Here is a 23591-nt window from a genome sequence, read left to right on the forward strand (position 1 = left end):
CGCGGGGCGGACCTCGACGGTGACGTCGGCGCGGTCGGCGGCGATGAAGCGGAGGTTCCCGGCGGGGACGGAGACGAGGGCGGTGATCGGGGCGGTGGTGGCGAAGGTCTGCATGATGACTGCTCCTGGGAGGTCGTTGTCGTTCTTGCTCCGTCGGCGTTTCCGACAAGGGAAAAGCTACGTTGCTTTCCATGGTGTGGCAACTGCTTCGTTGCGTAAGGAGTGCATCAGTGCAGGTCAATGAGTGGAAATCGTTGCAATGAAGCCTGTTTTGATGCAACGGCATATGCCGTGACGTTGCAATGATGGAGCGATGAACGCTATGCTGGCGCCGTATCGGGTCCGTACGGAGGGAGATCGGTGATGCCGGGAGGCAGACTCACCCAGCAGGAACGTCAGCAGATCGCGCTGGGACTGGGCGACGGGCTCGCCTACGCGGAGATCGCCAGGCGTCTCGACCGTCCCACCTCCACCGTCACGCGCGAGGTCATGCGCAACGGCGGGCCCACCGCCTACCGCCCCGACCTCGCCCACCGCGCCACCGAGGGCCGGGCCCGCCGCCGCCGGCCCGGCGGCGACTCCCAGCCTGCCGCGCGGGGCGACGGGCGCGACGCGGCCGCCGTGCGCGACTACGAGGAGGCGTTCGCCACCGTCTTCATGCAGGGCGGTCTGCCCCGTATGACGGCCCGCGTCCTCGCCGCCCTCTACGCCACCGACGCGGGCAGCCTCTCCGCGGGGGAGCTCGGCGAGCGGCTCCAGGTCAGCGCGGGCTCCATCTCCAAGGCCGTCGCCTTCCTGGAGAGCCAGAGCCTCATCCGGCGCGAGCGCGACGACCGCCGGCGCGAGCGCTACATCGTCGACGACGAGCTCTGGTACCAGTCGATGATCGCCTCCGCCAAGGCCAACGAGCAGATGGTCGAGATCGCCCGGCAGGGCGTCGCCGTCCTCGGCGCCGGCACCCCGGCCGCCGCCCGGCTGGAGAACGTCGCCCGCTTCATGGACTTCGTGGGCGAGGAGATCGTGCGCGCGGCCGAACAGGCCCGGGAGATCCTGCTGTCGAAGCCCGCCGGGGGCGAGGGGGAGGGGTCGGAGGACCCGCCGGCCCCGGAGGGTGTCGAGGGGCGCGGCTGACGGCGTCGGCTCGCCCCGAGGCCCCGCGTCGCGATCCGGTACGTGATCCGGTACTCGATCCGGTACGCGATCCGTCCCGTATCTGACCTTCCGTCAGAATGGAACGTGTTCTAGTCTGCGCGCCATGGGCATCGCCATCACGCACGAACAGCGGGACCTCGCCCGGTCCGTCCGCGCCTGGCTCACCCGCGCCGCACCCCCCGAGGAAGTCCGCCGGTGGCTCGACGCGCCCGAGCCGCCCGCCGGCCGGCCCGCGTACTGGGACGCCGCCGCCGCGCAGGGCCTCCTGGGGATCCACGTACCCGAGGAGCACGGGGGCGGGGGCGGCGGCCTCGACGACCTCGCCGTCGTCGTGGAGGAGACCGCGCGGGCCCTCCTCCCCGGGCCGTACCTGCCCTCCGTCCTCGCCGCCGAGTTCCTCCACCGCGCGGGCGCCACCGGCCCGCTCCTCGCCGACCTCGCCGAGGGCCGCAGGGCCGGAGCCGTCGCCCTCGGCGGCGCCGGAACCCTCACCGCCGTCCGTACCGACACCGGGTACGTCCTCGACGGCACCGCGCCCCCCGTCCTCGGCGCCGGCCAGGCCGACCTGCTCCTCCTCCAGGCCGCCACCGCCGACGGCACCGTCTGGCTCGCCGTCGACGCACCACCGGGCGCGGCAGCAGCCCCGGCCTCAGGAGCGCCCGCCGCCGGCCGGCCCACCGCCGGTGTCCCCGCCTCCGGTACGGCCACGGCCAGCGGCCCCGTCGCCGGTACGCCCACCGCCGGTGCCCCCGCCTCCGGTACGCCCACGGCCAGCGACCCCGTCGCCGGTAGGCCCACGCCCACGGCCAGTGACCCCGTCGCCGGCCGGCCCACCGCCGGTGCCCCCGCCCCCAGCCCGTCCGGGCTCACCGTCCGACCCCACCCCTCCGCCGACCCCACCCGCCCCACCGCCGAGGTCACCGCCGTCGCCCATCACGTGCCCGCCGGCCGTGTCCTCGCCCTCGACAGCGCGCTCGTCCACGACCTCGCGGCCGTCCTCCTCGCCGCCGACGCCTGCGGCACCGCCGCCCGCGCCGTCGAGACCGCCGCCGAACACGCCCGCACCCGCGAGCAGTTCGGCCGGCCCATCGGACAGTTCCAGGGCGTCAAACACCTCTGCGCCGACATGCTCGTCCGGCTCGAACAGGCCCGCGCCCTCACCTGGGACGCGGCCCGCGCCGTCCACGACCCCGCCCGGCCCCTCGTCGCCGCGCTCGCCGCCGCCACCGCCCTCGACGCCGCCCACAGCTGCGCCAAGGACTGCGTCCAGATCCTCGGCGGCATCGGCTTCACCTGGGAGCACGACGCCCACCTCCTGCTGCGCCGCGCCCTCGTCGCCCGCCAGCTCCTCGGCACCGGCGACCGGTTCCGGCTCGACGCCCTCCGGCACGCCGCCACCGGGCTGCGCCGCGCCCTCCGCCTCGACCTGCCGCCCGCCGCCGAGCCGTACCGCGCCGCCGCCCGCGAGGCGCTCGCCCCGGCCGCCGGACTCGACCCCGCCGCCGCCCGCCGCGTCCTCGCCCCCACCGGCTACGCCGCCCCGCACCTGCCGGAGCCGTACGGCCTCGGCGCAGGCCCGCTCCAGCAGCTCGCCGTCCAGCGCGAACTCGACGAGGCGGGCATCACCGTCGCCGGACTCGGCATCGCCACCTGGGTCGTCCCCTCCCTCCTCGCCCACGGCAGCCCCGAGCAGCAGGAACGTCACCTCGGGCCCACCCTGCGCGGCGAGCGGCGCTGGTGCCAGCTCTTCTCCGAGCCGGGCGCGGGATCCGACCTCGCCTCCCTGCGCACCCACGCCGAACGCACCGAGGACGGGAACTGGCGGATCACCGGCCAGAAGGTGTGGACGAGCGCCGCCCAGTGGGCCGACCACGGCATCCTCCTCGCCCGCACCGACCCCGCCGCCCCCAAGCACCAGGGGCTCACCTACTTCCTCGTCGACATGAGGAACACCCCCGGCATCGACATCCGCCCGCTCAAGGAGATCACCGGGGACTCCCTCTTCAACGAGGTCTGGTTCGACGGCGCCGTCCTCCCCGCCGACGCCGTCGTCGGCGAGGTGAACGACGGCTGGCGGGTCGCCCGCAACACCCTCGGCAACGAACGCGTCCACATGGCCGACCAGGTCGTCTTCGACACCGGCCTCGAAGCGCTCATCAAGGCGTCCGCCGACGCCGACGGCACCGTCCGGGCCCGCACCGGCGCCCTCCTCGCCGAGGCCCACGCCCTCGCCTGCATCGGCCTGCGCACCACGCTCCTCCAGGTCTCCGGGCTCGACCCCGGCGCCGGTGCCAGCGTCCGCAAGCTCGTCCAGACCCTCCACCAGCAGAAGACCGCCGAACTCGCCCTCGAACTCCTCGGCCCCGACGGCGCCGTGTGCGAGGGGCCCGGCGCGGCGGCCGTCCACGGGTTCCTCATGTCCCGCTGCCTCACCATCGCCGGGGGCACCACGCAGGTCCAGCTCAACGTCGTCGCCGAGCGGCTGCTCGGCCTCCCCAGGGACTGAGAGGGCACGCCATGAAGTCGTACATCGCCGGGGTCGGCATGACGAAGTTCGAGAAGCCGGAGACCCGCGACTGGCAGTACTGGGACATGGCCCGCGAGGCCGGCACCGCCGCCCTCGCCGACGCCGGGATCCCGTACGAGGAGGTCGGGCAGGCCGTCGTCGGCTACTGCTTCCAGCCCTCCACCGCCGGCCAGCGGGCCGTCTACGAGCTCGGCCTCACCGGCATCCCCGTCTACAACCTGAACAACAACTGCGCCACCGGGTCCACCGCCCTCATGACCGCCCGCCAGTTCGTCGAGGGCGGCATCGCCGACTGCGTCCTCGCCCTCGGCTTCGAGAAGATGAGCAAGGGCTCCCTCGGCGGCGGAGCCGGTTCCGGAGACTTCGCGACCTCACCCGTCGCCCGCCACTACGGCATCATGGCCGCCGCCCACGGCTTCGAGGCGTCCCCGCCCACCGCGCAGATCTTCGGCAACGCCGCCCGCGAGCACATGGAGCGGTACGGCACCACCGAGGCGCAGCTCGCCGCCGTCGCCGCCAAGAACCACCTGCACTCCTCCCGCAACCCCGACGCCCAGTTCCAGGACGTGTACACCGTCGACGAGGTCCTCGCCGCGAAGACCGTCCACCGGCCCCTCACCAAGCTCCAGTGCTCGCCCACCTCCGACGGCGCCGCCGCCGTCCTCGTCGTCTCCGAGCGCTTCGCCGCCGCCCACGGCCTGGAGGGGCGGGCCGTGGAGATCGCCGGCCAGGCCATGACCACCGACACCGGCGCGTCCTTCGCCTCCGGCTCCTGCGTCGATGCCGTCGGCCGTCCCATGTCGCGGGAGGCCGCGCGGCAGGCGTACGAAGCTTCCGGGCTCGGCATCGAGGACGTCGACGTCATCGAACTCCACGACTGCTTCTCCATCAACGAACTCCTCACCTACGAAGCCCTCGGCATGTGCGAGGACGGCGCCTCCGGCAAACTCATGGAGTCCGGCGCCACCACCTACGGCGGCCGGTGGGTGGTGAACCCCTCCGGCGGCCTCATCTCCAAGGGTCACCCGCTCGGCGCCACCGGCCTCGCCCAGGCCACCGAACTCGTCCGGCAGCTCCGCGGCGAGGCCGCCGCCCGCCAGGTCCCCGGCGCCCGCGTCGGCCTCGCCCACAACATCGGCCTCGGCGGCGCGGCGGTGGTGACCCTCCTCCGCAAGGCGTAGGACCAGCGCCTCCACGACCGAGGACTTTTCGCGCATGTACGGGGCCAACTCGGTCTGCGACCATGACATCCATGCCGCAGACCGACTCCGCCACCGGATCCACCCCCGCCCTGTCCCCCCTCCGCGCCCCGCGCCCCTGGCTCGTCGTCCTCGTCGCCTGCGCCGGGCAGTTCCTCGTCGTCCTCGACGTGTCGGTCATGAACGTCGCCCTGCCCTCCCTCAAGGCCGACCTCGGTCTCGGCACCGTCGGCCTCCAGTGGGTGCTCAACGCCTACTCGATCGCCTTCGCCGGCTTCATGCTCCTCGGCGGCAGGGCGGCCGACCTGTACGGGCGGAAGACCATGTTCCTGGCGGGCCTCGGGCTCTTCACCGCGGCCTCGGTCGTCGGCGGCATCGCCCCCGAGGGCTCCTACCTCATCGCCGCCCGGGCCGCCCAGGGCCTCGGCGCCGCCGCGCTCTCCCCGGCCACCCTCACCCTCGTCACCTCCGCCGTCCCGGCCGGCGCCGCCCGCACCCGGGCCATCGCCACCTGGACCGCGGTCGGCGCGGCGGGCGGCGCCGCGGGCGGCTTCGTCGGCGGCCTCCTCGTCGACCTGCTCGACTGGCGCTGGGTCCTCCTCGTCAACGTGCCCATCGGCATCGTCGTCCTGGCCGCCGCCGCGCTCTGGCTCCGCGAGGGCCGCGCCGCCACCGGCCGCCGGCTCGACCTGCCCGGCGCCGTCCTCGTCACCGCCGGCCTCGCCACCCTCGCGTACGGCATCGTGCAGACCGAGACGGCCGGCTGGACCTCCGCCGCCACCCTCCTGCCGCTCCTCGGCGGCCTCGCCCTCATCGCGGTCTTCGTCGCCGTCGAACGGCGCACCCGGGAACCCCTCGTCCCGCTCGGCATCTTCCGCAACCGGGCCGTGTCCGCCGCCAACGCCGGGATCATGCTCTGCGGCGCCTCCTCCTTCGCCATGTGGTTCTTCATGACGGTGTACGCGCAGAACGTCCTCGGCTACACGCCGCTGGAGGCCGGCCTCGCCCTCGTCCCCAGCTCCCTCGCCGTGCTCGTCGGCTCCAAGACCGCGCCCCGCATCATGGCCGCCACCGGAGCCAAGCCGCTCGCCGTCGCGGGCATACTCGTCGCCGCCGCGGGCTTCGCCTGGCAGTCCACGATGACCGCCGACGGCACCTTCCTCACCACCATCCTCGGCCCCGGCATCCTCATGATGGGCGGCATCGGCCTCGCGACCACCCCGCTCGCGACCCTCGCCACCTCCGGCGCCGCCCCCGGCGACGCCGGACTCGTCTCCGGCCTGGTCAACACCTCCCGCACGATGGGCGGCGCCCTCGGCCTCGCCGTCCTCACCACCGTGGCGGCCTCCACCCCCGTCCCCGGCCCCGACTTCGGCCTCACCGGCGCCCCGGACGGCTCCCACCTGGTCCCCGGCTACGCGATGGCCTTCCGCGTCTCGGCCGGCCTCCTCCTCACCGCGGCCGCCCTGATGGCGATCTGGCTCCCCCGCGCCGTACACCGAACGGCGCGGAAGCCCTAGGGCCTCTCCCTAGAGCCAGCCCTGCCGGCGGGCCGCCCTCGCCGCCTCCATGCGGTTGCGGGTGCCCGTCTTGCCGATCGCGGACGACAGGTAGTTGCGTACGGTCGACTCCGAGAGGTGGAGCCGCGCGGCGATGTCCGCGATCGTCGCCCCGTCCACCGCCGCGGACAGGGCGTCCCGCTCACGGGCCGTCAGCGGGTTCGGGCCCGCGCCGAGGGCCGCCGCCGCGAGGGCCGGGTCGATCACCGTCTCGCCGCGCAGCACCTTCCGTACCGCCTCCGCCAGCTCCTCCACCGGTCCGTCCTTCACCAGGAATCCGGCCGCCCCCGCCTCCATCGCCCGCCGCAGGTAGCCGGGCCGGCCGAAGGTGGTCAGGATCAGCACCCGGCAGTCCGGCACCTCGTCCCGCAGCTCCGCCGCCGCGTCGAGCCCCGAACGCCCCGGAAGCTCGATGTCGAGGAGCGCCACGTCGGGCCGGGCCAGGAGGGCCCGCTCCACGATCTCGTCGCCTCGCCCCACCTGGGCGACGACCTCGATGTCCGCCTCCATCCCGAGTAGCAGCGCGAGCGCCCCGCGCATCATCCCCTGGTCCTCGGCGAGGAGCACCCGGATGGACTTCACCGGCCGATGGTCCCGCGGCATCTCGTTCACAACCGGAAGCCTAGGCGGGACGGTTCCACCTCGCCGGGCGGAACGGGCGTCCCCGGATCGATGAGCTGGTCGGGCTGGTCGGGCTGGTCGGGCTGGTCGGGCTGGTCGGGCTGGCCGGGCTCTCCCGGCTCGGGCGGTGAGGTCGGGAGCTGGGCCGTCAGCAGGAAGCCGCCGCTCGGGGCCGCCGCGGTGGTGAGCGTGCCGCCGGCCGCCGCGAGCCGCTCGGCCAGACCGCGCAGGCCGCTGCCGGAGGCCCCGGGGGAGGGGCCGCGGCCGTTGTCGGTGACGGTGAGGCGGGCCCGCTCCGGGCCGCTCGTCACCGCGATCTCGCAACGGGTCGCCCGCGCGTGCCGGACCACGTTGGTCGCCGCCTCCCGCACCACCCAGCCAAGCAGTGCCTCCGTCGCCGGCTCCAGCGGCGGGCCCGAACGCCGGACCACCGGCTCCACGTCCGCCGAGGCGAGCGCGTCCCGCGCCCGGTCCAGCTCGGTGCCGAGGCTGCCCTCGCGGTAGCCGGTGACCGCCTCCCGGATCTCGGTGAGCGCCTGCCGGCCCACCGTCTCGATGTCGCTGATCTGCCCGAGCGCCGCGTCGAGATCGCCCGGCGCGAGCCGCCGGGCCGCCTCCGCCTTCACCACGATCACCGAGAGGGTGTGGCCCAGCAGGTCGTGCAGATCGCGCGAGAACCGCAGCCGCTCCTTCTCCACCGCCGCCCGCGCCAGCTCCTCCCGGGTCCCCCGCAGCTCCCGCACCGTCTCGTTCAGCGCGAGGATCGCCGCCGTCACCATGACCGAGATGAAGGTCCCGTAGACGACCCCGATCGAGCCCACGCCGTCCCGCCAGAAGGTGACCACCCCGACCGCCGCGACCAGCGGGAACGCCGTGATCCGCAGCATCCGCCCGCCCCGCACCACCGCGCCGAGCGCCAGCCCGAGCAGCGGGAGCAGCAGCAGCCACTCGCGGCCGTAGCCGATCGCGAGGGCGAAGCCGACGGCGGTCGCCGTCCCCATCAGCGCCCAGGTGGTGCGGGAGTTCCGCCGCCGGGCGTCGAAGGCGCGGAAGACGATCGCGATGTACAGCGTGTTGAAGACCAGCAGGCCGAGCAGGCCCAGCCAGGGCCTGACCGCGTCACCGCTGATCAGATGGGAGAGCGCCCCCAGCCCCAGCAGCAGCCACGGCAGCAGGCTCATCCCGCTCGGCCCCCGCTCCTCCCGGCTCTCGCACCGCTTCCGCCACCACCGCATCGTCGCGCCCCCTCGTCAGACAGCCCGCGCGGAACGACGGTACGAGACCGCCGCGTACGCCCCGAAGACCGCCGTCCACCCGGCGAGCAGCAGCAGCGCGGCAGCCGTCGGCGCGTGCCCTCCGGCGAGCGCGGTTCCCGCCTCCGCGAAGCGGTGGGTCGGGGTCCAGGCGGAGAGCCCGGCCAGCCAGCCGGGGAAGAGCGAGACGGGGAACCAGAGGCCGCCGACGACGGCCAGGCCGAGGTTGCACGCCACGTTGACCGCGCCGGTCGCCTGGGGAGTCAGCCGGTAGCCGTTGCCGAGGCCGAGCAGGGCGAAGGGCAGCGAGCCCAGCCAGAGCGCGAGGGCCACCGCCGCCCACCGGAGCGGCTCCATCCGCACGCCGTTGACGAGCGCGCCGGCCAGCAGCACCGCCGAGATCGCCGGCAGGACGACGACCGCGCCGGTCAGGGCCCGCCCCACGACCACCCGGCGCGGGGTCATCGGCGTGACGCGCAGCTGCCGCAGCCAGCCGGTCGCCTTGTCCTCGGCGACCCCGGTGCCGAGCGAGAGGGCCGCGCCCAGCGCCCCGTAGGCGGCCATGCCCACCATGGCGGCGGTCCTGAAGGCCGGGTCGGCCTGCCCGCCGAGGTTGGTGAAGAGCAGGTACATCAGGACGGGGACGCCGAGGGTGGAGATGACGAAACCCTGGTCGCGCAGGGTCCGGCGGACCTCCAGCCTCGCGTACGCGGCGGTGGTGGACAGGGCGGTGCTCATCGGGTCGCCTCCGTGTCGTGCGACGCGGGCGGGGTGCGGTGGGCGTCACGGGTCAGGGGGGAGTGGTGTGCCTGGTGGGAGTCCTGGGCCTGGTGGGAGTCGTGGACCTGGTGGGAGCCCAGGGCCTGGCGGGTGTCGTCTGCCTGGTGGGCCTGGTGGGCCTCGTGGGTCTCATGGGTCTCCCGGGCCCGGGTGAGGTCGAGGAAGACGTCGTCGAGGGAGGGCGGGGCCACCTCCAGGCCGCGGATCGCGTCCCGTGCCGCGAGGGCCCGCACGGTCGCGTCCGGGTCGTCGGTACGGAGCCGGGCGCGGTCGCCGCGGATCTCCACCTCCGTCACCCCGGGCAGTCCGGAGAGGAAGGCGCCGGAGCCGCCGCCCAGGTCCACGGCGACGAGCGCCCCGCCGGCCGCGCGCTTCAGCCGCTCCGGCGTGCCGTCGGCGATGATCCGGCCGCCGTCGAGGACGACGATACGGTCGGCGAAGGCGTCGGCCTCGTCCAGGTAGTGGGTGGAGAACAGGACCGTGTTGCCGCGCCGCGCGTAGCCGCGCATCGCGGCCCAGAACTCGCCGCGCGCCTCGACGTCGAGCGCGGAGGTCGGCTCGTCCAGGACGATCAGCTCCGGGTTGCCGGCCAGTGCCACGGCGAACCGGACGCGCTGGGCCTGGCCTCCGGAGAGCCGGTCCACGCGGCGGTCGGCCAGGGCGGTGAGCCCGGCGAGGGCGAGGGCGTCGGCGACCGGCAGCGGCTCCGGGTAGGTGCTCGCGACGAAGCGGACCAGTTCGCGGACGGTGACGCGGGGGACCGGCCGGCCCTCCTGGAGCATCGCCCCGACCCGGCCCGCGGCGACGGCCCGGCCGGGGGCCCCGCCGAAGAGGGCGACCCGCCCGCTGTCGGGGGTGTCGAGGCCGAGGAGCAGGCCGATCGCGGTGGACTTCCCGGCGCCGTTCCGCCCCAGCAGGGCCACCGTCTCGCCGCGCGGGACGGCGAGGTCCAGGCCGTCCGCCGCGCGGACGCGCCCGTACGCCTTGGTGACCGCCTCGAAGACGGCCGCGGGTTCGTTCGTCATGCTCCCGACGGTACGGAGCGGGGCTCCGGCGCGGCAGGCGGCCGGGTACGCATCCGGCGGTGACAAATGTCCTGGGGCGGCGAGGCGGCCGCGCCCGGCGGGTACCCCGCACCCGGTGTCTGACGTACCGTCAGGAAGGCGCGATGCGAGGGTTCCCAACGCATACGGGCTCCGCTATACATGGGGGACACCGAACTGGAACGCGTTCTAGTCGACGCGCTCCGAACGGTTCCCGCACGGCCTCGGCGTGACCGACGGTGCGGACGGTCGCGCCGAGGTCTTCCACTCCAAGGACCTCCAAGGAGCAGCAAGTCGATGCCCATTGACCCCGCCAAGGCCCTCGCCGCCGAACCCCGCAGCGCCGAGATCGCCTGGGACCACAAGGACGTCCAGCTCTACCACCTCGGTCTCGGGGCCGGCCGCCCCGCCACCGACCCCGCCGAGCTGCGCTACACCCTCGAATCCCGGCTCCACGTGCTGCCCAGCTTCGCCACCGTCGCCGGCGCCGGCATGGGGGTCGTCGGCGGGCTCTCCGCCCCCGGCATCGACGTCGACCTCGCCGCCGTCCTCCACGGCGGCCAGTCGATCACCCTCCACCGCCCGCTGCCCACCGCCGGCCGGGCCGTCTCCACCTCCCGCGTCGCCGCCGTGTACGACAAGGGCAAGGCCGCCATCCTGGTGCTGCGCTCCGAGGCCGCCGACGACGACGGGCCGCTGTGGACCTCCGACGCCCAGATCTTCGTCCGCGGCGAGGGTGGCTGGGGCGGCGACCGCGGCCCCTCCGAGCGCCTCGACGTCCCCGACCGCGAGCCGGACAAGACCGTCGAGCGCCCGATCCGCGAGGACCAGGCCCTCCTCTACCGGCTCTCCGGGGACTGGAACCCGCTCCACGCCGACCCGGAGTTCGCCGCCCTGGCCGGATTCGACCGACCGATCCTGCACGGCCTCTGCTCGTACGGCATGACGCTCAAGGCCGTCGTGGACACGGTGCTGGGCGGTGACGTCACCCGCGTCCGCGCCTACCGCACCCGCTTCGCCGGGATCGTCTTCCCCGGCGAGACCCTGCGCATCCGGATGTGGGCCGGGGACGGCCGCGTCCAGGTGACGGTGACGGCCGTGGAGCGCGACGACGCCCCCGTCCTCGCCGACACGCTCGTCGAACACTCGTAGAACCGCTTCCGGAGGGAGCCGCACCATGCGCGCAGCCGTACTGCACGAGATCGGCCAGGACAAACTGGAAGTCCTCGACGACGTCGAGGCGGTGGGCTTCGGCCCGGGCAGGGTGCGGATCCGGGTGCGGGCCACCGGCCTGTGCCACTCCGACGTCTCCGCCATGAGCGGCGTGCTGCCCCAGCCGGCGCCGTTCATCCCCGGCCACGAGGGCGCCGGCGAGATCATCGACGTCGGCGACGGCGTCACCGGGCTCTCCGAGGGCCAGCGCGTCCTGCTCTGCTGGCTGCCCGCCTGCGGAAGCTGCGCCGCCTGCAAGCGCGGCCAGACCCAGCTCTGCCTCGCCGGCTTCATGAACGCCGGCACCCCCAACTTCAAGCGCCCCGGCGGGGGCGTCTTCGGCTTCGCCGGCACCGGTACCTTCACCGAGGAGGTCGTCGTCGACGCCGGCTGCGCCGTCCCGATCCCCGACGACGTGCCCTTCGACATCGCCGCCCTCATCGGCTGCGGCGTGACCACAGGGCTCGGCGCCGCCATCAACACCGCGAAGGTGGAGGCGGGTTCGTCGGTCGCCGTGATCGGCTGCGGCGGCGTCGGCATCTCCGCCATCCAGGGCGCCCGGCTCCAGGGCGCCGCCCAGATCGTCGCCGTGGACCCCGTCGAGTCCCGCCGCGAGGCCGCGCTCCGCTTCGGCGCCACCGAGGCCGTCGCCCCCGACGCGCTCGGCGACGCCAAGCAGCGGATCACCGCGGGCGAGGGCTTCGACTACGTCTTCGAGGTCGTCGGCAAGTCCGCCACCGCCCGCACCGCCTACGAAACCACCCGGCGCGGCGGCACCCTCTGCGTGGTCGGCGCCGGCGCCATGGACGACAACCTCCAGCTCAACATGTTCGAGCTGTTCTTCGACGAGAAGCGGATCCTGCCCTCCATGTACGGCGGCGGCGACGTGCTCCGGTCGTACGAGCGGGCCATCGCGCTCTGGCGGGCCGGCCGCATCGACCTGGAGTCGCTGATCACCCACCGGGTGCCGCTGGCGGGCATCAACGACGCCCTGGAGCAGATGCGGACCGGCGCCTCCCTCCGTACCTGCATCGAGATCTGAGAGGACCCCAGCCATGTCACTGCCTCTTGAGGGGCTCAGCGCGATCGTCACCGGCGCCGGGCGCGGGCTCGGCCGCGCGGAGGCGCTCGAACTGGCCCGGCTCGGCGCCGCCGTCGTCGTCAACGACTACGGACAGCCCGGCCGGGACGGCTCCGGGGAGGCGTCGGCCACCCCCGCCGAGGAGGTGGCCGCCGAGATCACCGCGGCCGGCGGCCGGGCCGTCGCCCACCTCGGCGACATCTCCGACTTCGAGACCGCGCGCGGCCTGGTCGACCTGGCCGTGGCCGAGTTCGGCAAGCTGGACGTCCTCGTCAACAACGCGGGCATCCTGCGCGACCGGATGGTCTTCTCGATGGGCGAGGACGAGTGGGACTCGGTGATCCGCGTCCACCTCAAGGGCCACTTCAACACCACCCACTTCGCGGCGGTGCACTGGCGCGGCCGGTCCAAGGCGGGGGAGACCGGCGTCTACGGCCGGATCGTCAACACCTCCTCCGAGGCGTTCCTCGCCGGCTCGGCCGGACAGCCCAACTACGCGGCGGCCAAGGGCGGCATCGTCGGCCTCACCACCTCGACCGCGCTCGCCCTCGCCCGCTACGGGGTGACCGCCAACGCGATCTGCCCCCGCGCGCGCACCCGCATGACGGAGGACGTCTTCGCCGGCTTCGCCGAGCCGGCCGCCGAGGACGAGCTCGACCCGCTGTCGCCCGAGCACGTGGCGCCGCTCGTCGGCTACCTCGCCTCCCCGGCCGCGGCGCGGGTCAACGGACAGCTGCTGGTCGTCCACGGCGGGATGGTCGCGGTCGTCGAACGGCCCCGGGTCGCGGCCAAGTTCGACACCGCCAAGGAAGCCTTCGGCTTCGAGGAGCTGGACGGGCTGCTCACCCCGTACTTCGCCGAGCGCCCGCCCGGCGAGACCTTCGCGGCCTCCGAGGTCCTGGGGCTGAAGAAGGGCTGACCGGGCCACGGGGCTGCGGGTGGCGGGGGGAGCCGAAGGGCCCCGGGGGAGCGGATCCCCCGGGGCCCTTCGCCACGCGCGCGTGCCGGGCTCTACCGTTCGTCCGCCTCGCGGCGGTGCCGGCCGTGCGGCGCGGAGGAGGACTCCTCCGAAGCGGCCGGACCCCGGTGCCGTCCGGCACCCGTGCCTTGCGCCTCCTGCGTCGCCTCCGTGCTGTTCTCGGTCATGGACGTACTCACCCCGTTGAAACGTGCTTCCGCTGTGCTGTGCTGTGGTGCGGCGGTGAGTCTAGCCAGCGGGTTTACGGTCCGTCAGGGGCGCCTGCTGGAGCGGAACCGGCCGGCACGCGCGCGGGCGCGCGTGCTCTCCGCCGTCCCCCGCTTCCGGCTCCGCGGAGGCCACCGCGACCGGCTCCGGCTCCTCCGGCACCGACAGGCCGGCCAGCGCGCACGGCAGCTCCTCCGTCGAGCACGGCAGTCGCAGGACGCCCTCCGGCGACCACGTCCCGGCCCCCGCCACCCACCCGGGCGGCGCCGCCACCTGGTGCATCCGCCGTCCCGACGGCCGCCACAGGCCGACCCAGGCACCGGCCGCCGCGTCGATGCGCAGCGCCACCCCGCAGCTCTCCGGCATCAGCACCTGCCCCGGCTGGATCGCGAAGGGCGTCACCGCCGCGTCGTCCAGCCGCAGGCACTCCGGGAACCGCACCGGCAGCAGGCTGCCCAGCACCCCCCAGCCCAGCCGCTCGTGGCCCGGCGAGGGCGCGTCCGAACGGATCAGGAGCAGCCCGCTGTCCGGGTCCGCGAGCAGCAGCCGGTCGTTGCTGGCCTCGGTGATCTGGAGCAGCGGCGACACCTCGCCGCCCCGCTCCAGGTCCACCGCCACCGCCTTCACCGGCCCGTCGCCGAGCCGCCGGTCGAGGGCGAGTATCCGCCCCGTACGGTCCAGCCAGACCCCGCCCGCGCAGTGGCCGGGGATCTCCGCGACCCGCTCGGGACCGAAGGCCCCGCCCGCCACCAGCCAGAGCGTGGTGGAGTCGGGTCCCGCCTGCATCGCGTACGCGCAGATGCCGTCCGGGGACGGCGGCAGCAGCTCCACGCGCCCGGGGCCCGGGGCCTCCACCGAGCCGAGCCGCAGCTCGCCGGTGCCGGGGCCGGTCGGGTAGAGCAGCGAGAAGGTGTGGCGCCGCCCGTCCACCCGGCGGCACACCAGGACCCGCCCGTCGGCCAGCGGCAGCAGCCGGGTGTCCGGCTCCTCGGGCTGGTCCAGCGGGAGCGGGACGGCGTACGGCTCCGGGCCGTCGAGCGTCCACCGCTCCGCGTACAGGGCGTCCCCGGAACCCGCGAGCCTGGCACCGTACGCGCCGTTCGCCGTGATCGCGAACCCCGCCGGGGGGTGGACGGCCGTCCCGTCGTGGTCGCCGTCCTCGGCCGCGGTCTCGATGGCACACGCTGTCATCGACTCGTCACCTCCGGCCACGAAGCTAGTTTTCGCACTTCCAGCCGAACAACACGAGCCCCCGCACTTCACACATAAGGGTGGCGGTCCTCCCGTTCCATTGAGGGGAGGGGGCCGGTTGTGCTGGCGGGGCCAGGGGTACGGGGGGTGAGGCGGGCCCGAGCGGACCCTGTGACTCCGCTGTCGGCCCGTCCCGGCCGCCCCCGGGGCCATCCCTCGCCCCGGGTTGTCCACAGGGTTCCGGTGGCGGGGGCCGGGGTTGTCCACAGGTCAGGACGGTGGGGCACGCGGGACAGGTAGCCTTTCCTCCGTGCCCCGTCTGTCTGAAGTCATCGCCGAGCTCGACGCCCTCTGGCCGCCCCAGCGGGCCGAGCAGTGGGACGCCGTCGGCACCGTCTGCGGCGACCCCGACGCCGAGGTCACCCGTGTCCTCTTCGCCGTCGACCCCGTCCAGGAGATCGCCGACGAGGCCGTCGCCCTCGGCGCCGACCTGATCGTCACCCACCACCCGCTCTACCTGCGCGGCACGACGACGGTCGCGGCCGGCCACTTCAAGGGCCGCGTCGTGCACACCCTGATCAAGCACGACATCGCCCTGCACGTCGCGCACACCAACGCCGACACCGCCGACCCCGGCGTCTCCGACGCCCTCGCCGGCGCCCTCGACCTGCGCGTCACCGGCCCGCTCGTCCCCGAGAACAACCTCGGCCGGATCTGCGAGCTCGACCAGCCGGAGACCCTCGCCCAGTTCGCCGCGCGCGCCGCGAAGCGGCTGCCCGCCACCGCGCAGGGCGTCCGGGTCGCCGGCGACCCGGACATGACCGTCCGTCGCGTCGCCGTCAGCGGCGGCTCCGGCGACAGCCTCTTCGACGCCGTGCGGGCCGCCGGGGTGGACGCCTTCCTCACCGCGGACCTGCGCCACCACCCCGTCTCCGAGGCCACCCAGCACTCACCGCTCGGCCTCGTCGACGCCGCCCACTGGGCCACCGAATGGCCCTGGTGCGAGCTGGCCGCCGCCCAGCTCGACGAGATCTCCGACCGTCACGGCTGGGACCTCCGCGTCCACGTCTCGAAGACGGTCACCGACCCCTGGTCCTCCCACCACACTTCCCCTGGAGCCCCCAACTGAACGCCGCGCCCGCCGACCAGATCCGCCTCCTCGACGTCCAGGCCCTGGACGTCCGCCTCCAGCAGCTCGCCCACAAGCGCAAGGCGCTGCCCGAGCACGCGGAGATCGAGGCGCTGACCAAGGACCTCACCCAGCTGCGCGACCTGCTCGTCGCCGCGCAGACCGAGGACAGCGACTGCGCCCGCGAGCAGACCAAGGCCGAGCAGGACGTCGACCAGGTCCGTCAGCGCGCCGCCCGCGACCAGCAGCGGCTCGACTCCGGCGCCGTGTCCTCCCCGAAGGACCTGGAGAGCCTCCAGCGCGAGATCACGTCGCTCGCCAAGCGCCAGGGCGACCTGGAGGAGATCGTCCTGGAGGTGATGGAGCGCCGCGAGTCCGCCCAGGAGCGCGTCGCCGAGCTCACCGAGCGCGTCGCCGCCGTCCAGGCCAAGGTGGACGACGCCACCGGCCGCCGGGACGTCGCCCAGGCCGGCCTGGACGAGGAGGCCGCCACCGTCACCAAGGAGCGCGAGGTCGTCGCCGGCTCCGTCCCCGCCGACCTGATCAAGCTGTACGAGAAGCTCCGCGAGCAGCAGGGCGGCGTCGGCGCGGCCCGCCTCTACCAGCGCAAGTGCGAGGGCTGCCACATCGAGCTCAACATCACCGAGCTGAACGAGGTGCGGGCCGCCGCGAAGGACACGGTCGTACGGTGCGAGAACTGCCGCCGGATCCTCGTCCGCACGGCGGAGTCCGGCCTGTAATGCGCGAGCTCGTGGTCGAGGCGGACGGCGGCTCCCGGGGCAACCCCGGGCCCGCCGGCTACGGCGCCGTCGTCCTCGACCCGGCCACGGGCGAGACCCTCGCGGAGGCCGCCGCGTACATCGGCGTCGCCACCAACAACGTCGCCGAGTACAAGGGCCTCATCGCGGGCCTCCGCGCCGCCCTGGACCTGGCGCCCGACGCCACGGTCCGGGTCAGGATGGACTCCAAGCTCGTCGTCGAGCAGATGTCGGGCCGCTGGAAGATCAAGCACCCCGACATGAAGCCCCTCGCGGCGGAGGCGGCCCGCGCCTTCCCGTCCGACCGCGTCCGCTACGAGTGGATCCCCCGCGAGCGCAACAAGCACGCCGACCGCCTGGCCAACGAGGCGATGGACGCGGGCAAGCGCGGCGAGCAGTGGACCCCCCGCGACGTCTCGGCGGCCCGCGCCGCCGCCACCCCGCCGCCGTCGGGCCCGCCCGGCGACGCCGCCGCGGGCGCGGCCCTCGCCCGAGCGGCCCTGGCACCTGCTGTGGGCAAACGTTCCGCAGGGCGGAACGGGTGGGCACAGCCCACGGTGCCGGGTACCGCTGCTCCGGACCCGTCTGCCACGGAGCCCGCACCTGCCGAGCCCGCAGCCGCACCCGCAGGCCCCGCACCCGCCGAGCCCGCCGAGCCCGCAGCCGCAGGCCCCGCACCCGCAGGCCCCGCGCCCGCGAGCCCGCGCCGCGCCCCCGCCCCGCCGGACCTCGCCGCCCCCGCCACCTTCGTGCTGCTCCGGCACGGGGAGACCGCGCTCACGCCCGAGAAGCGGTTCTCGGGGAGCGGGGGTTCGGACCCCGGGCTGTCCGAGGCGGGACACCGCCAGGCCGCCGCCGTCGCCGACGCCCTCGCCGCGCGCGGCACGATCCAGCACATCGTCAGCTCCCCGCTCACCCGCTGCCGCCAGACCGCCGAGGCCGTCGCCGCCCGCCTCGGGCTCGACGTCGTCGTCGAACCCGGGCTCCGCGAGACCGATTTCGGCGCCTGGGAGGGCCTCACCTTCGCCGAGGTCCGCGCCCGGTACCCGGAGGACATGGACGCCTGGCTCGCCTCCCCGAAGGCCGCGCCCACCGGCGGCGGCGAGAGCTTCACCGCCGTCACCCGCCGCGTCTCCGCCGCCCGCGACCGCCTCGCCGCCGCGCACGCGGGCCGCACGGTCCTCCTCGTCAGCCACGTCACGCCCATCAAGACCCTGGTCCGACTGGCGCTCGGCGCCCCGCCGGAGTCCCTGTTCAAGATGGAGCTGTCCGCCGCCTCGCTCTCCGCCGTCGCCTACTACGCCGACGGCAACGCCTCCGTACGCCTCCTCAACGACACCTCGCACCTCCGGCGCTGAAGCCGCCGAAACCGGTGGCGCCGGCGGGGAGTCCCGTACCACCATCCCCGTATGAGCTGGCACTTCACCACCGACCCGGACACCTTCCGCACCGCCGCCCGCGCGCTCCTCTCCGCCGAACCGGCCCGCAACACCGCCGTGCTGACCATGATGGACACGGCGGAGCTCCTCGGCTGGTGGACCGGCCCGGACGGCACCGTCACCGGAGTCCTCGCCGCGTCCCCGCCGACCGTCGTCACCTTCGGCGCGATGCCCGTCGAGGCGGCCGCCGCACTCGCCCTGCCCGACGGCACGGAGCCGGCCACGCTGCGCGGGGAGACGGCGGCGGTGGAGGCGTACGTCCGCGCCGACGGCCGCTCCTGGGAGACCGTCATGGGCATCCGGCTCTTCCGCCTCGGCGAGCTCACGCCGAGGGACCCGGCCCCGGCCGGGCGCGCCCGGCCCGCGACCGCGGCCGACCTCCCGCTGCTCGGCGACTGGGCGGCCGACTTCGCCGCCGTCCACCGCTACGAGCCGCGGGACGACTACACGGACTTCCTCACCGAGCGGATGACCGAGGGCCGCCTCCACGTCTGGGAGACCCCGGAAGGAGACCCCGCCGCCATGGCCGCCGTCTCCCGCACCATCGAGGGCCAGGCCCGCGTCCACCTCGTCTACACCGCGCCCGCCGAGCGCGGCCGAGGCTACGCCGCCGGCATCACGACCACCGCCACCCGCGCCGCCCTCGGCTCCGGCGCCACGCAGGTCCTGCTCTTCACCGACCTCGCCAACCCCACCAGCAACGCCCTCTACCGGCGCCTCGGCTACCGCCCGGTGGCCGACCACCTCGGGGTGCGCTTCACGGCCGGGACGTAGGCGTCCGCAGCGCCGCCGCCTCCCGCGCCAGCGCCTCCACCCGGCCCCAGTCACGGGCCGCGAGCGCGTCCGGCGGCAGCATCCAGGTGCCGCCGACACAGGCGACGTTCGGCAGGGCGAGGTAGCCGGGGGCGGAGGAGGCCGAGACGCCGCCGGTCGGGCAGAAACGGGCCTGCGGCAGCGGACCCGCCAGGGACCTCAGATACGGGACCCCGCCCGCCGCCTCCGCCGGGAAGAACTTCAGCTCCGTGACGCCCTCCTCGACCAGCGCCAGCACCTCCGACGCGGTCGAGACGCCCGGCAGGAACGGCACGCCCGACTCCCGCAGCGCCCCGAGCAGCCGCCCGGAGCACCCCGGGCTCACCAGGAACCGTGCCCCGGCCCGTACCGCGTCCGCCGCGCCGGCCGCCGACACCACCGTCCCCGCGCCGACGACCGCCTCCGGCACCTCCGCCGCGACCGCCCGCACCGCGTCGAGCGCGGCCGGCGTGCGCAGGGTGATCTCGATCAGCGGCAGCCCGCCGGCCACCAGGGCCCGGGCCAGCGGCACGGCGTCGGCGGCGTCCTCGACCACCACGACGGGGACGACGGGGGCGTGCGGGGCGAGCGCGAAGAGACCGGGGGTGCGGGGCATGACCTCATCCTGACCGGCACCACCAGTCCACGCAACGACCGTTGCGCACCGCGCAACGGCGGGGTCAGTGGATCTCGTCCACCAGCACGTCGAGCGCCCCCGCCTTCGCGCCCGTCTCCACCACGTATCCCAGGTCGCCCAGCGCCTCCACCAGCTCCGCCGGCGTCCCCGGGACCGCGCCCGCCTCCAGCAGGCTCCGCACGATCCGGCCCTTCGTCGCCTTGTTGAAGTGGCTGACCACCTTCCGGGTCGGCGCGTGCAGCACCCGGACCGTCGCCGTCCGCGCCGCCACCTCGCCCTTCGGCTTCCACGCCGCCGCGTACGCCGACGAGCGCAGGTCGAGCACGAGCCCGCCCCCGGCCGCCTCCGGCAGCACCGACGCCATCGCCCCGCGCCAGTGCGCGCCCAGCGCCCCGAGCCCCGGCAGCTTCACCCCCATCGAGCAGCGGTACGACGGAATCCGGTCCGTCACCCGCACCGCGCCCCACAGCCCCGAGAAGACGAGCAGCGACGCCCCGGCGCGCTTCCGGGCGGCCGCGTCCAGCGTGGCCAGGCCCAGCGCGTCGTACAGGACGCCGGTGTAGATCTCCCCGGCCGGGCGGGCGCCCGCCGTGCGCAGCCCGACGTTCTTCGCTACCTCGCCGCGCAGCCCCTCGCTCAGGCCCAGCACCTCGCGCGCCTTCTCCTCGTCGGCGGCGCACAGCTCGACCAGCTCGTCGAGGACCGCCGCCCGCGCCTCGGCGAGACCCGGCAGCGACAGCGACTCCGGCTTGAGCGGCGCCCCGGACCCGGAGGGCGCCTTGCCTTCGGAGGGCGGCAGCAGCACGAGCACGGTGGTTCTCCTCACATACGGACGCGAACGGGGATGCGGCCCCGGCATGCCAGCGTACGAGGTGCCGGACCCCCTCCCACGACATGCCGCCCCCCGCCCCCCGCCCTACGCTCGGTTCCATGCCCCGCCGCCACATCCACGTGACCGGCGCAGCCGAGGCTCCGCTACGGGCCGCGCTGCGCGCACTCCGTACCGAGCTCGCGGTCCCCGAGGGCTTCCCGCCCGCCGTCCTCGCCGAGGCCGAAGCCGCCGCGAAGAACCCGCGCCTCCCCGCGTACGACGCCACCGACCTGCCCTTCCTCACCATCGACCCGCCCACCTCCACCGACCTCGACCAGGCCATGCACCTGGCCCGGCGGGCCGACGGCGGCTACCGCGTCCACTACGCCATCGCCGACGTCGCCGCCTTCGTCACCCCCGGCGGGGCGGTCGACGCCGAGGCCCACCGGCGGGTCCTCACCCTGTACTTCCCCGACGGCAAGGCCCCGCTCCACCCGCCGGTCCTCTCCGAAGGCGCCGCCAGCCTGCTCCCCGGCGAACCCCGGCCCGCCCTCCTCTGGCGGATCGACCTCGACGCCGACGGCCGCCGCGTCGCCACCGACGTGCGCCGCGCCCTCGTCCGCAGCCGCGCCAAACTCGACTACGCGGGCGTCCAGCGGCTCATCGACTCCGGCACCGCCGAGGAACCCCTCGCCCTCCTCCGCGACATCGGCCGGCTCCGCGAGGAACGCGAGATCGAACGCGGCGGGATCTCCCTCGACGTGCCCGAGCAGGAGATCGTCGAGGTCCCCGGCGACCACACCTACACCCTCGCCTACCGGGCGCCGGTCCCCGCCGAGGGCTGGAACGCCCAGATCTCCCTGCTCACCGGCATGGCCGCCGCCGACCTGATGACCGCCGCCGGCACCGGCATCCTGCGCACCCTGCCGGTCGCCCCCGACGGCGCCGTCGCCCGGCTGCGCCGCTCCGCCGAGGCGCTCGGCGTCGCCTGGCCGCACCACGTGCCGTACGCCGAGGTGGTCCGCAACGCCGACCCCACCGACCCGCGCCAGGCCGCCTTCCTCCAGGAGTGCACCACCCTGCTGCGCGGCGCCGGCTACACCGTCTTCACCGACGGCCGGCTCCCCGACCCGGCCGTGCACGCGGCCGTCGCCGACGAGTACACCCACTGCACCGCCCCGCTGCGCCGGCTCGCCGACCGGTACGCCTCCGAACTGTGCGTGGCGGCGGTCGCCGGGAACGAACCGCCCGAGTGGGTGCGGGCCGCCCTGCCCGGCCTGCCGGACACCATGGCCGCCGGCTCGCGCCGCGCCAACGCGGTGGAGCGGGAGAGCGTCGACATCGTCGAGGCCGCGCTGCTCAGCGGCCGGGTCGGGGAGCTCTTCGACGCGTACGTGATCGACGTGAAGGAGAAGGAGCCGTCCGTCGGCACCGTCCACCTCGACGACCCGGCGGTCGTCGCCCGGGTCGAGGGCGGCGGCGCCCCGCTGCCGCTGGGGGAGTGGCTGCGGGTCAGGCTGTCGGAAGCGGATCCTGGCCGGGCGAAGGCGCTGTTCGCGCCCGCGTGACGGCGACGGCGTCGCGCACCGCCTCGTACAGCGCCTTGGGGTCGTCGGCGTGCAGCCGGACGAGCGTCACCGGCCGGACCCCGCCGAGCAGCCCGACCACCTCGACCGGCTCGCTCAGCTCCAGGGTGACGGAGGTCTGCGCGCCGACGGCCAGGTTCAGCTCGCCGTCCTTCTTCTCGTGGGTGAAACGGTTCTCGCGGCGGACGGCGGCGATCCGGTCCAGCGGGACGGACACGTCCACGTGGGCGGCCTGCCGGGCCCGGAGCCGCCCGCCGCCGAGCACGTGCGGCCGGGTCACCGATGCCCCGTGCAGCCCCAGCACGAACAGCACCGTGTACACGTCGAGGACGAGCACGATCGCGTGCACCACGGGCAGGTCGGCGAGGAGCCACGACATCCCGACGGTCTCCACGAGACAGACGAAGGCGAAGCCGTACATGAGGGCGGCCTGGTCCCGCGCGTGCGGGAACACGCCCTCGGCCCCCGCCGTCCCGTGCGGCCGGCGCGCCGCCCACCGCCACAGACTCGCCATCAGCGTCAGCTCGTGCCCGATCAGCCGCAGCACCCGCTCCGGTACGAGCTCCGCCAGCGCCTCCCGCCGCGAGAGCCCCCGCCGCCGCAGCCGCACCCACACGACCGCCTCGGCGGCGAGCAGCACGACCATCACCAGCTCCGCGACGACCAGCGCCGCCCCGGGTATCCGCACCCCGCCGAGCAGCAGCACGAAGACCACCAGCTCGGCGGGGAGCGCGGCGTACGCCACCGCGCGCAGCACCCGCAGCACGGGCCCCCGCTCACTCCCGGCCACTCCCCTCACCTCCCTCGAACCCCGCACTTCCCTCAAGCGTCTCGAAACGCTCCGCCACCAGCTCAAGCCCCCGGCGCACGGCGGCGGACTGCGCGGGCGCGAGATCGGCGAAGAACACGTCGGCGAGCCCGCCGGAACCCTCCGCGGGCAGCTCGAAGCCGCCGATCCCGTCCGGCAGCGCCGAAGCGAGCGCCCGCGCGGCCTCCTCGACCCGCGGATCGTCCGCGTCGGCGTCGGCGAGCGCGTCGAGGAGCCCGTACACCTCCCCGGCGCTCCCGGACACCTCGTGCATCAGCCGCATCAGCCGCTCCCGCTCCTCCGCGGGCACGACGGTGTCGAGCAGGGCGAGGATCTCCCGGTCCTTCACCGCCATCGGCGAGTCCGGCAGCTCACCGACCCCGGCGAGCAGCGCGGCCAGCTCCGGCGAGACCGGCCCCTCGGCCGTGAGCCGCCCCGCCCGGGCCTCGGCGAGCAGCCCGGCGAGCCGCGCCCGCCGCTCGTGGATCACCGCCTCCTGCCGGGCGAGGTCCGCGTCCAGCTCCTCCAGCACGTCCACCAGCTCCCGCCCCTCGTCGTCCGCGAGCACGTCGCGCACCTCGTCGAGCCCGAGCCCCAGCTCGGTCAGCCGCCGCACCCGCGCGAGCAGCACCGCGTCCCGGATGCCGTACGCGCGGTAGCCGTTGGGCAGCCGCGCGGGCTCGGGCAGCAGCCCCAGATGGTGGTAGTGCCGCACCGCGCGGGGGGTGACCCCGACGAGCGCGGCGATCTCGCCGATACGCATGCCCTCAGTAGAAACCCTGACGCCGCGACAAGGTCAAGCGCCGCCCCGCCCGGCGGGTAGCATG

21 protein-coding genes and 1 pseudogene are annotated in these 23591 nt (G+C 75.1%); 12 read left to right on the forward strand and 10 right to left on the reverse strand.

Annotated elements, in window-relative coordinates:
* Nucleotides 1-363 precede the first annotated feature (363 nt).
* From ACIGHB_RS13815 to ACIGHB_RS13830, 4 genes are all read left to right on the forward strand, one after another.
* Complete coding sequence (locus ACIGHB_RS13815) at nt 364-1131, forward strand: helix-turn-helix domain-containing protein (protein ID WP_399912763.1); 768 nt, start codon at nt 364-366, stop codon at nt 1129-1131.
* Nucleotides 1132-1255: 124 nt separating this feature from the next.
* Nucleotides 1256-3658: an acyl-CoA dehydrogenase family protein gene (locus tag ACIGHB_RS13820; protein WP_399912766.1), complete on the forward strand. Its 2403-nt coding sequence runs from the start codon at nt 1256-1258 to the stop codon at nt 3656-3658.
* A gap of 11 nt (nt 3659-3669) precedes the next feature.
* Complete coding sequence (locus tag ACIGHB_RS13825) at nt 3670-4860, forward strand: lipid-transfer protein (protein ID WP_360311810.1); 1191 nt, start codon at nt 3670-3672, stop codon at nt 4858-4860.
* A gap of 62 nt (nt 4861-4922) precedes the next feature.
* The gene (locus ACIGHB_RS13830) at nt 4923-6398 is read left to right on the forward strand and encodes a DHA2 family efflux MFS transporter permease subunit (RefSeq protein WP_360311812.1); all 1476 of its coding nucleotides are present in this window, start codon (nt 4923-4925) and stop codon (nt 6396-6398) included.
* Nucleotides 6399-6407: 9 nt separating this feature from the next.
* Here the strand turns inward: ACIGHB_RS13830 and ACIGHB_RS13835 are convergent, their stop codons facing one another.
* The 4 genes and pseudogenes from ACIGHB_RS13835 to ACIGHB_RS13850 all read right to left on the reverse strand — a co-directional run.
* Entirely contained in the window at nt 6408-7040 is a 633-nt protein-coding gene (locus ACIGHB_RS13835; protein WP_399913618.1) for a response regulator transcription factor, read from the reverse strand.
* A gap of 5 nt (nt 7041-7045) precedes the next feature.
* Nucleotides 7046-8293 (reverse strand): sensor histidine kinase, encoded by a 1248-nt coding sequence (locus tag ACIGHB_RS13840; protein ID WP_399912770.1) that lies wholly within the window; start codon nt 8291-8293, stop codon nt 7046-7048.
* Between the two features lie 15 nt (nt 8294-8308).
* Entirely contained in the window at nt 8309-9049 is a 741-nt protein-coding gene (locus ACIGHB_RS13845) for an ABC transporter permease (RefSeq protein ID WP_399912773.1), read from the reverse strand.
* Between the two features lie 188 nt (nt 9050-9237).
* Nucleotides 9238-10116: pseudogene (locus ACIGHB_RS13850) on the reverse strand (ATP-binding cassette domain-containing protein); the annotation flags it as partial.
* Between the two features lie 315 nt (nt 10117-10431).
* On the opposite strand from ACIGHB_RS13850, the gene ACIGHB_RS13855 reads away from it, so the two are divergent.
* The 3 genes from ACIGHB_RS13855 to ACIGHB_RS13865 are packed head-to-tail and all read left to right on the forward strand — an operon-like array spanning nt 10432 to nt 13346.
* Nucleotides 10432-11286, forward strand: coding sequence for a MaoC/PaaZ C-terminal domain-containing protein (locus ACIGHB_RS13855; protein WP_399912776.1), 855 nt, complete (start codon nt 10432-10434; stop codon nt 11284-11286).
* A gap of 25 nt (nt 11287-11311) precedes the next feature.
* A complete protein-coding gene (locus tag ACIGHB_RS13860) occupies nt 11312-12388 on the forward strand; it encodes a Zn-dependent alcohol dehydrogenase (protein ID WP_399912779.1) in 1077 nt (358 codons plus the stop codon).
* Between the two features lie 13 nt (nt 12389-12401).
* Complete coding sequence (locus ACIGHB_RS13865) at nt 12402-13346, forward strand: 3-oxoacyl-ACP reductase (RefSeq protein WP_399912782.1); 945 nt, start codon at nt 12402-12404, stop codon at nt 13344-13346.
* A gap of 92 nt (nt 13347-13438) precedes the next feature.
* Here ACIGHB_RS13865 and ACIGHB_RS13870 read toward each other — a convergent pair whose 3' ends face one another.
* Both ACIGHB_RS13870 and ACIGHB_RS13875 read right to left on the reverse strand, forming a co-directional pair.
* A complete protein-coding gene (locus tag ACIGHB_RS13870; protein WP_360311826.1) occupies nt 13439-13573 on the reverse strand; it encodes a hypothetical protein in 135 nt (44 codons plus the stop codon).
* A gap of 61 nt (nt 13574-13634) precedes the next feature.
* Nucleotides 13635-14804 (reverse strand): hypothetical protein, encoded by a 1170-nt coding sequence (locus ACIGHB_RS13875; RefSeq protein ID WP_399912785.1) that lies wholly within the window; start codon nt 14802-14804, stop codon nt 13635-13637.
* A gap of 310 nt (nt 14805-15114) precedes the next feature.
* Here ACIGHB_RS13875 and ACIGHB_RS13880 point away from each other — a divergent pair, with 310 nt between their 5' ends.
* The 4 genes from ACIGHB_RS13880 to ACIGHB_RS13895 are packed head-to-tail and all read left to right on the forward strand — an operon-like array spanning nt 15115 to nt 18904.
* Complete coding sequence (locus ACIGHB_RS13880) at nt 15115-15933, forward strand: Nif3-like dinuclear metal center hexameric protein (protein WP_360311830.1); 819 nt, start codon at nt 15115-15117, stop codon at nt 15931-15933.
* The gene (locus tag ACIGHB_RS13885) at nt 15930-16673 is read left to right on the forward strand and encodes a C4-type zinc ribbon domain-containing protein (RefSeq protein ID WP_391073935.1); all 744 of its coding nucleotides are present in this window, start codon (nt 15930-15932) and stop codon (nt 16671-16673) included. The genes ACIGHB_RS13880 and ACIGHB_RS13885 overlap by 4 nt, the downstream gene beginning before the upstream one ends.
* Nucleotides 16673-18049: a bifunctional RNase H/acid phosphatase gene (locus tag ACIGHB_RS13890; RefSeq protein ID WP_399912788.1), complete on the forward strand. Its 1377-nt coding sequence runs from the start codon at nt 16673-16675 to the stop codon at nt 18047-18049. The genes ACIGHB_RS13885 and ACIGHB_RS13890 overlap by 1 nt, the downstream gene beginning before the upstream one ends.
* 51 nt (nt 18050-18100) lie before the next feature.
* Nucleotides 18101-18904 (forward strand): GNAT family N-acetyltransferase, encoded by an 804-nt coding sequence (locus tag ACIGHB_RS13895; RefSeq protein ID WP_399912791.1) that lies wholly within the window; start codon nt 18101-18103, stop codon nt 18902-18904.
* Here the strand turns inward: ACIGHB_RS13895 and eda are convergent.
* Nucleotides 18888-19538 (reverse strand): bifunctional 4-hydroxy-2-oxoglutarate aldolase/2-dehydro-3-deoxy-phosphogluconate aldolase, encoded by a 651-nt coding sequence (gene eda / locus ACIGHB_RS13900; RefSeq protein WP_399912793.1) that lies wholly within the window; start codon nt 19536-19538, stop codon nt 18888-18890. The genes ACIGHB_RS13895 and eda overlap by 17 nt on opposite strands.
* Before the next feature lie 64 nt (nt 19539-19602).
* Entirely contained in the window at nt 19603-20370 is a 768-nt protein-coding gene (gene yaaA, locus ACIGHB_RS13905) for a peroxide stress protein YaaA (protein WP_360311838.1), read from the reverse strand.
* Nucleotides 20371-20489: 119 nt separating this feature from the next.
* On the opposite strand from yaaA, the gene ACIGHB_RS13910 reads away from it, so the two are divergent.
* Nucleotides 20490-21938 carry an RNB domain-containing ribonuclease gene (locus tag ACIGHB_RS13910; protein ID WP_360311840.1) on the forward strand — a complete coding sequence of 483 codons (1449 nt, stop codon included), beginning with the start codon at nt 20490-20492 and terminating at the stop codon, nt 21936-21938.
* Here the strand turns inward: ACIGHB_RS13910 and ACIGHB_RS13915 are convergent.
* Nucleotides 21883-22746, reverse strand: a complete 864-nt coding sequence (locus ACIGHB_RS13915) for a hypothetical protein (RefSeq protein ID WP_399912798.1) — start codon at nt 22744-22746, stop codon at nt 21883-21885. The two genes, ACIGHB_RS13910 and ACIGHB_RS13915, sit on opposite strands and share 56 nt — an antisense overlap.
* Nucleotides 22733-23527 carry a MerR family transcriptional regulator gene (locus ACIGHB_RS13920; RefSeq protein WP_399912800.1) on the reverse strand — a complete coding sequence of 265 codons (795 nt, stop codon included), beginning with the start codon at nt 23525-23527 and terminating at the stop codon, nt 22733-22735. The genes ACIGHB_RS13915 and ACIGHB_RS13920 overlap by 14 nt, the downstream gene beginning before the upstream one ends.
* Nucleotides 23528-23591 lie beyond the last annotated feature (64 nt).

Origin of the sequence: Streptomyces sp. NPDC085460, from assembly GCF_044541975.1 — a bacterium.
Classification (GTDB): domain Bacteria; phylum Actinomycetota; class Actinomycetes; order Streptomycetales; family Streptomycetaceae; genus Streptomyces.

What these genes read in the sequence shown, in the direction of transcription:
- ACIGHB_RS13815 (WP_399912763.1), top strand. Translation starts at nt 364, where the DNA reads ATGCCGGGAGGCAGACTCACCCAGCAGGAACGTCAGCAGATCGCGCTG.
- ACIGHB_RS13820 (WP_399912766.1), top strand. Translation starts at nt 1,256, where the DNA reads ATGGGCATCGCCATCACGCACGAACAGCGGGACCTCGCCCGGTCCGTC.
- ACIGHB_RS13825 (WP_360311810.1), top strand. Translation starts at nt 3,670, where the DNA reads ATGAAGTCGTACATCGCCGGGGTCGGCATGACGAAGTTCGAGAAGCCG.
- ACIGHB_RS13830 (WP_360311812.1), top strand. Translation starts at nt 4,923, where the DNA reads ATGACATCCATGCCGCAGACCGACTCCGCCACCGGATCCACCCCCGCC.
- ACIGHB_RS13835 (WP_399913618.1), bottom strand. Translation starts at nt 7,040, where the DNA reads ATGCCGCGGGACCATCGGCCGGTGAAGTCCATCCGGGTGCTCCTCGCC.
- ACIGHB_RS13840 (WP_399912770.1), bottom strand. Translation starts at nt 8,293, where the DNA reads ATGCGGTGGTGGCGGAAGCGGTGCGAGAGCCGGGAGGAGCGGGGGCCG.
- ACIGHB_RS13845 (WP_399912773.1), bottom strand. Translation starts at nt 9,049, where the DNA reads ATGAGCACCGCCCTGTCCACCACCGCCGCGTACGCGAGGCTGGAGGTC.
- ACIGHB_RS13855 (WP_399912776.1), top strand. Translation starts at nt 10,432, where the DNA reads ATGCCCATTGACCCCGCCAAGGCCCTCGCCGCCGAACCCCGCAGCGCC.
- ACIGHB_RS13860 (WP_399912779.1), top strand. Translation starts at nt 11,312, where the DNA reads ATGCGCGCAGCCGTACTGCACGAGATCGGCCAGGACAAACTGGAAGTC.
- ACIGHB_RS13865 (WP_399912782.1), top strand. Translation starts at nt 12,402, where the DNA reads ATGTCACTGCCTCTTGAGGGGCTCAGCGCGATCGTCACCGGCGCCGGG.
- ACIGHB_RS13870 (WP_360311826.1), bottom strand. Translation starts at nt 13,573, where the DNA reads ATGACCGAGAACAGCACGGAGGCGACGCAGGAGGCGCAAGGCACGGGT.
- ACIGHB_RS13875 (WP_399912785.1), bottom strand. Translation starts at nt 14,804, where the DNA reads ATGACAGCGTGTGCCATCGAGACCGCGGCCGAGGACGGCGACCACGAC.
- ACIGHB_RS13890 (WP_399912788.1), top strand. Translation starts at nt 16,673, where the DNA reads ATGCGCGAGCTCGTGGTCGAGGCGGACGGCGGCTCCCGGGGCAACCCC.
- ACIGHB_RS13895 (WP_399912791.1), top strand. Translation starts at nt 18,101, where the DNA reads ATGAGCTGGCACTTCACCACCGACCCGGACACCTTCCGCACCGCCGCC.
- eda (WP_399912793.1), bottom strand. Translation starts at nt 19,538, where the DNA reads ATGCCCCGCACCCCCGGTCTCTTCGCGCTCGCCCCGCACGCCCCCGTC.
- ACIGHB_RS13910 (WP_360311840.1), top strand. Translation starts at nt 20,490, where the DNA reads ATGCCCCGCCGCCACATCCACGTGACCGGCGCAGCCGAGGCTCCGCTA.
- ACIGHB_RS13920 (WP_399912800.1), bottom strand. Translation starts at nt 23,527, where the DNA reads ATGCGTATCGGCGAGATCGCCGCGCTCGTCGGGGTCACCCCCCGCGCG.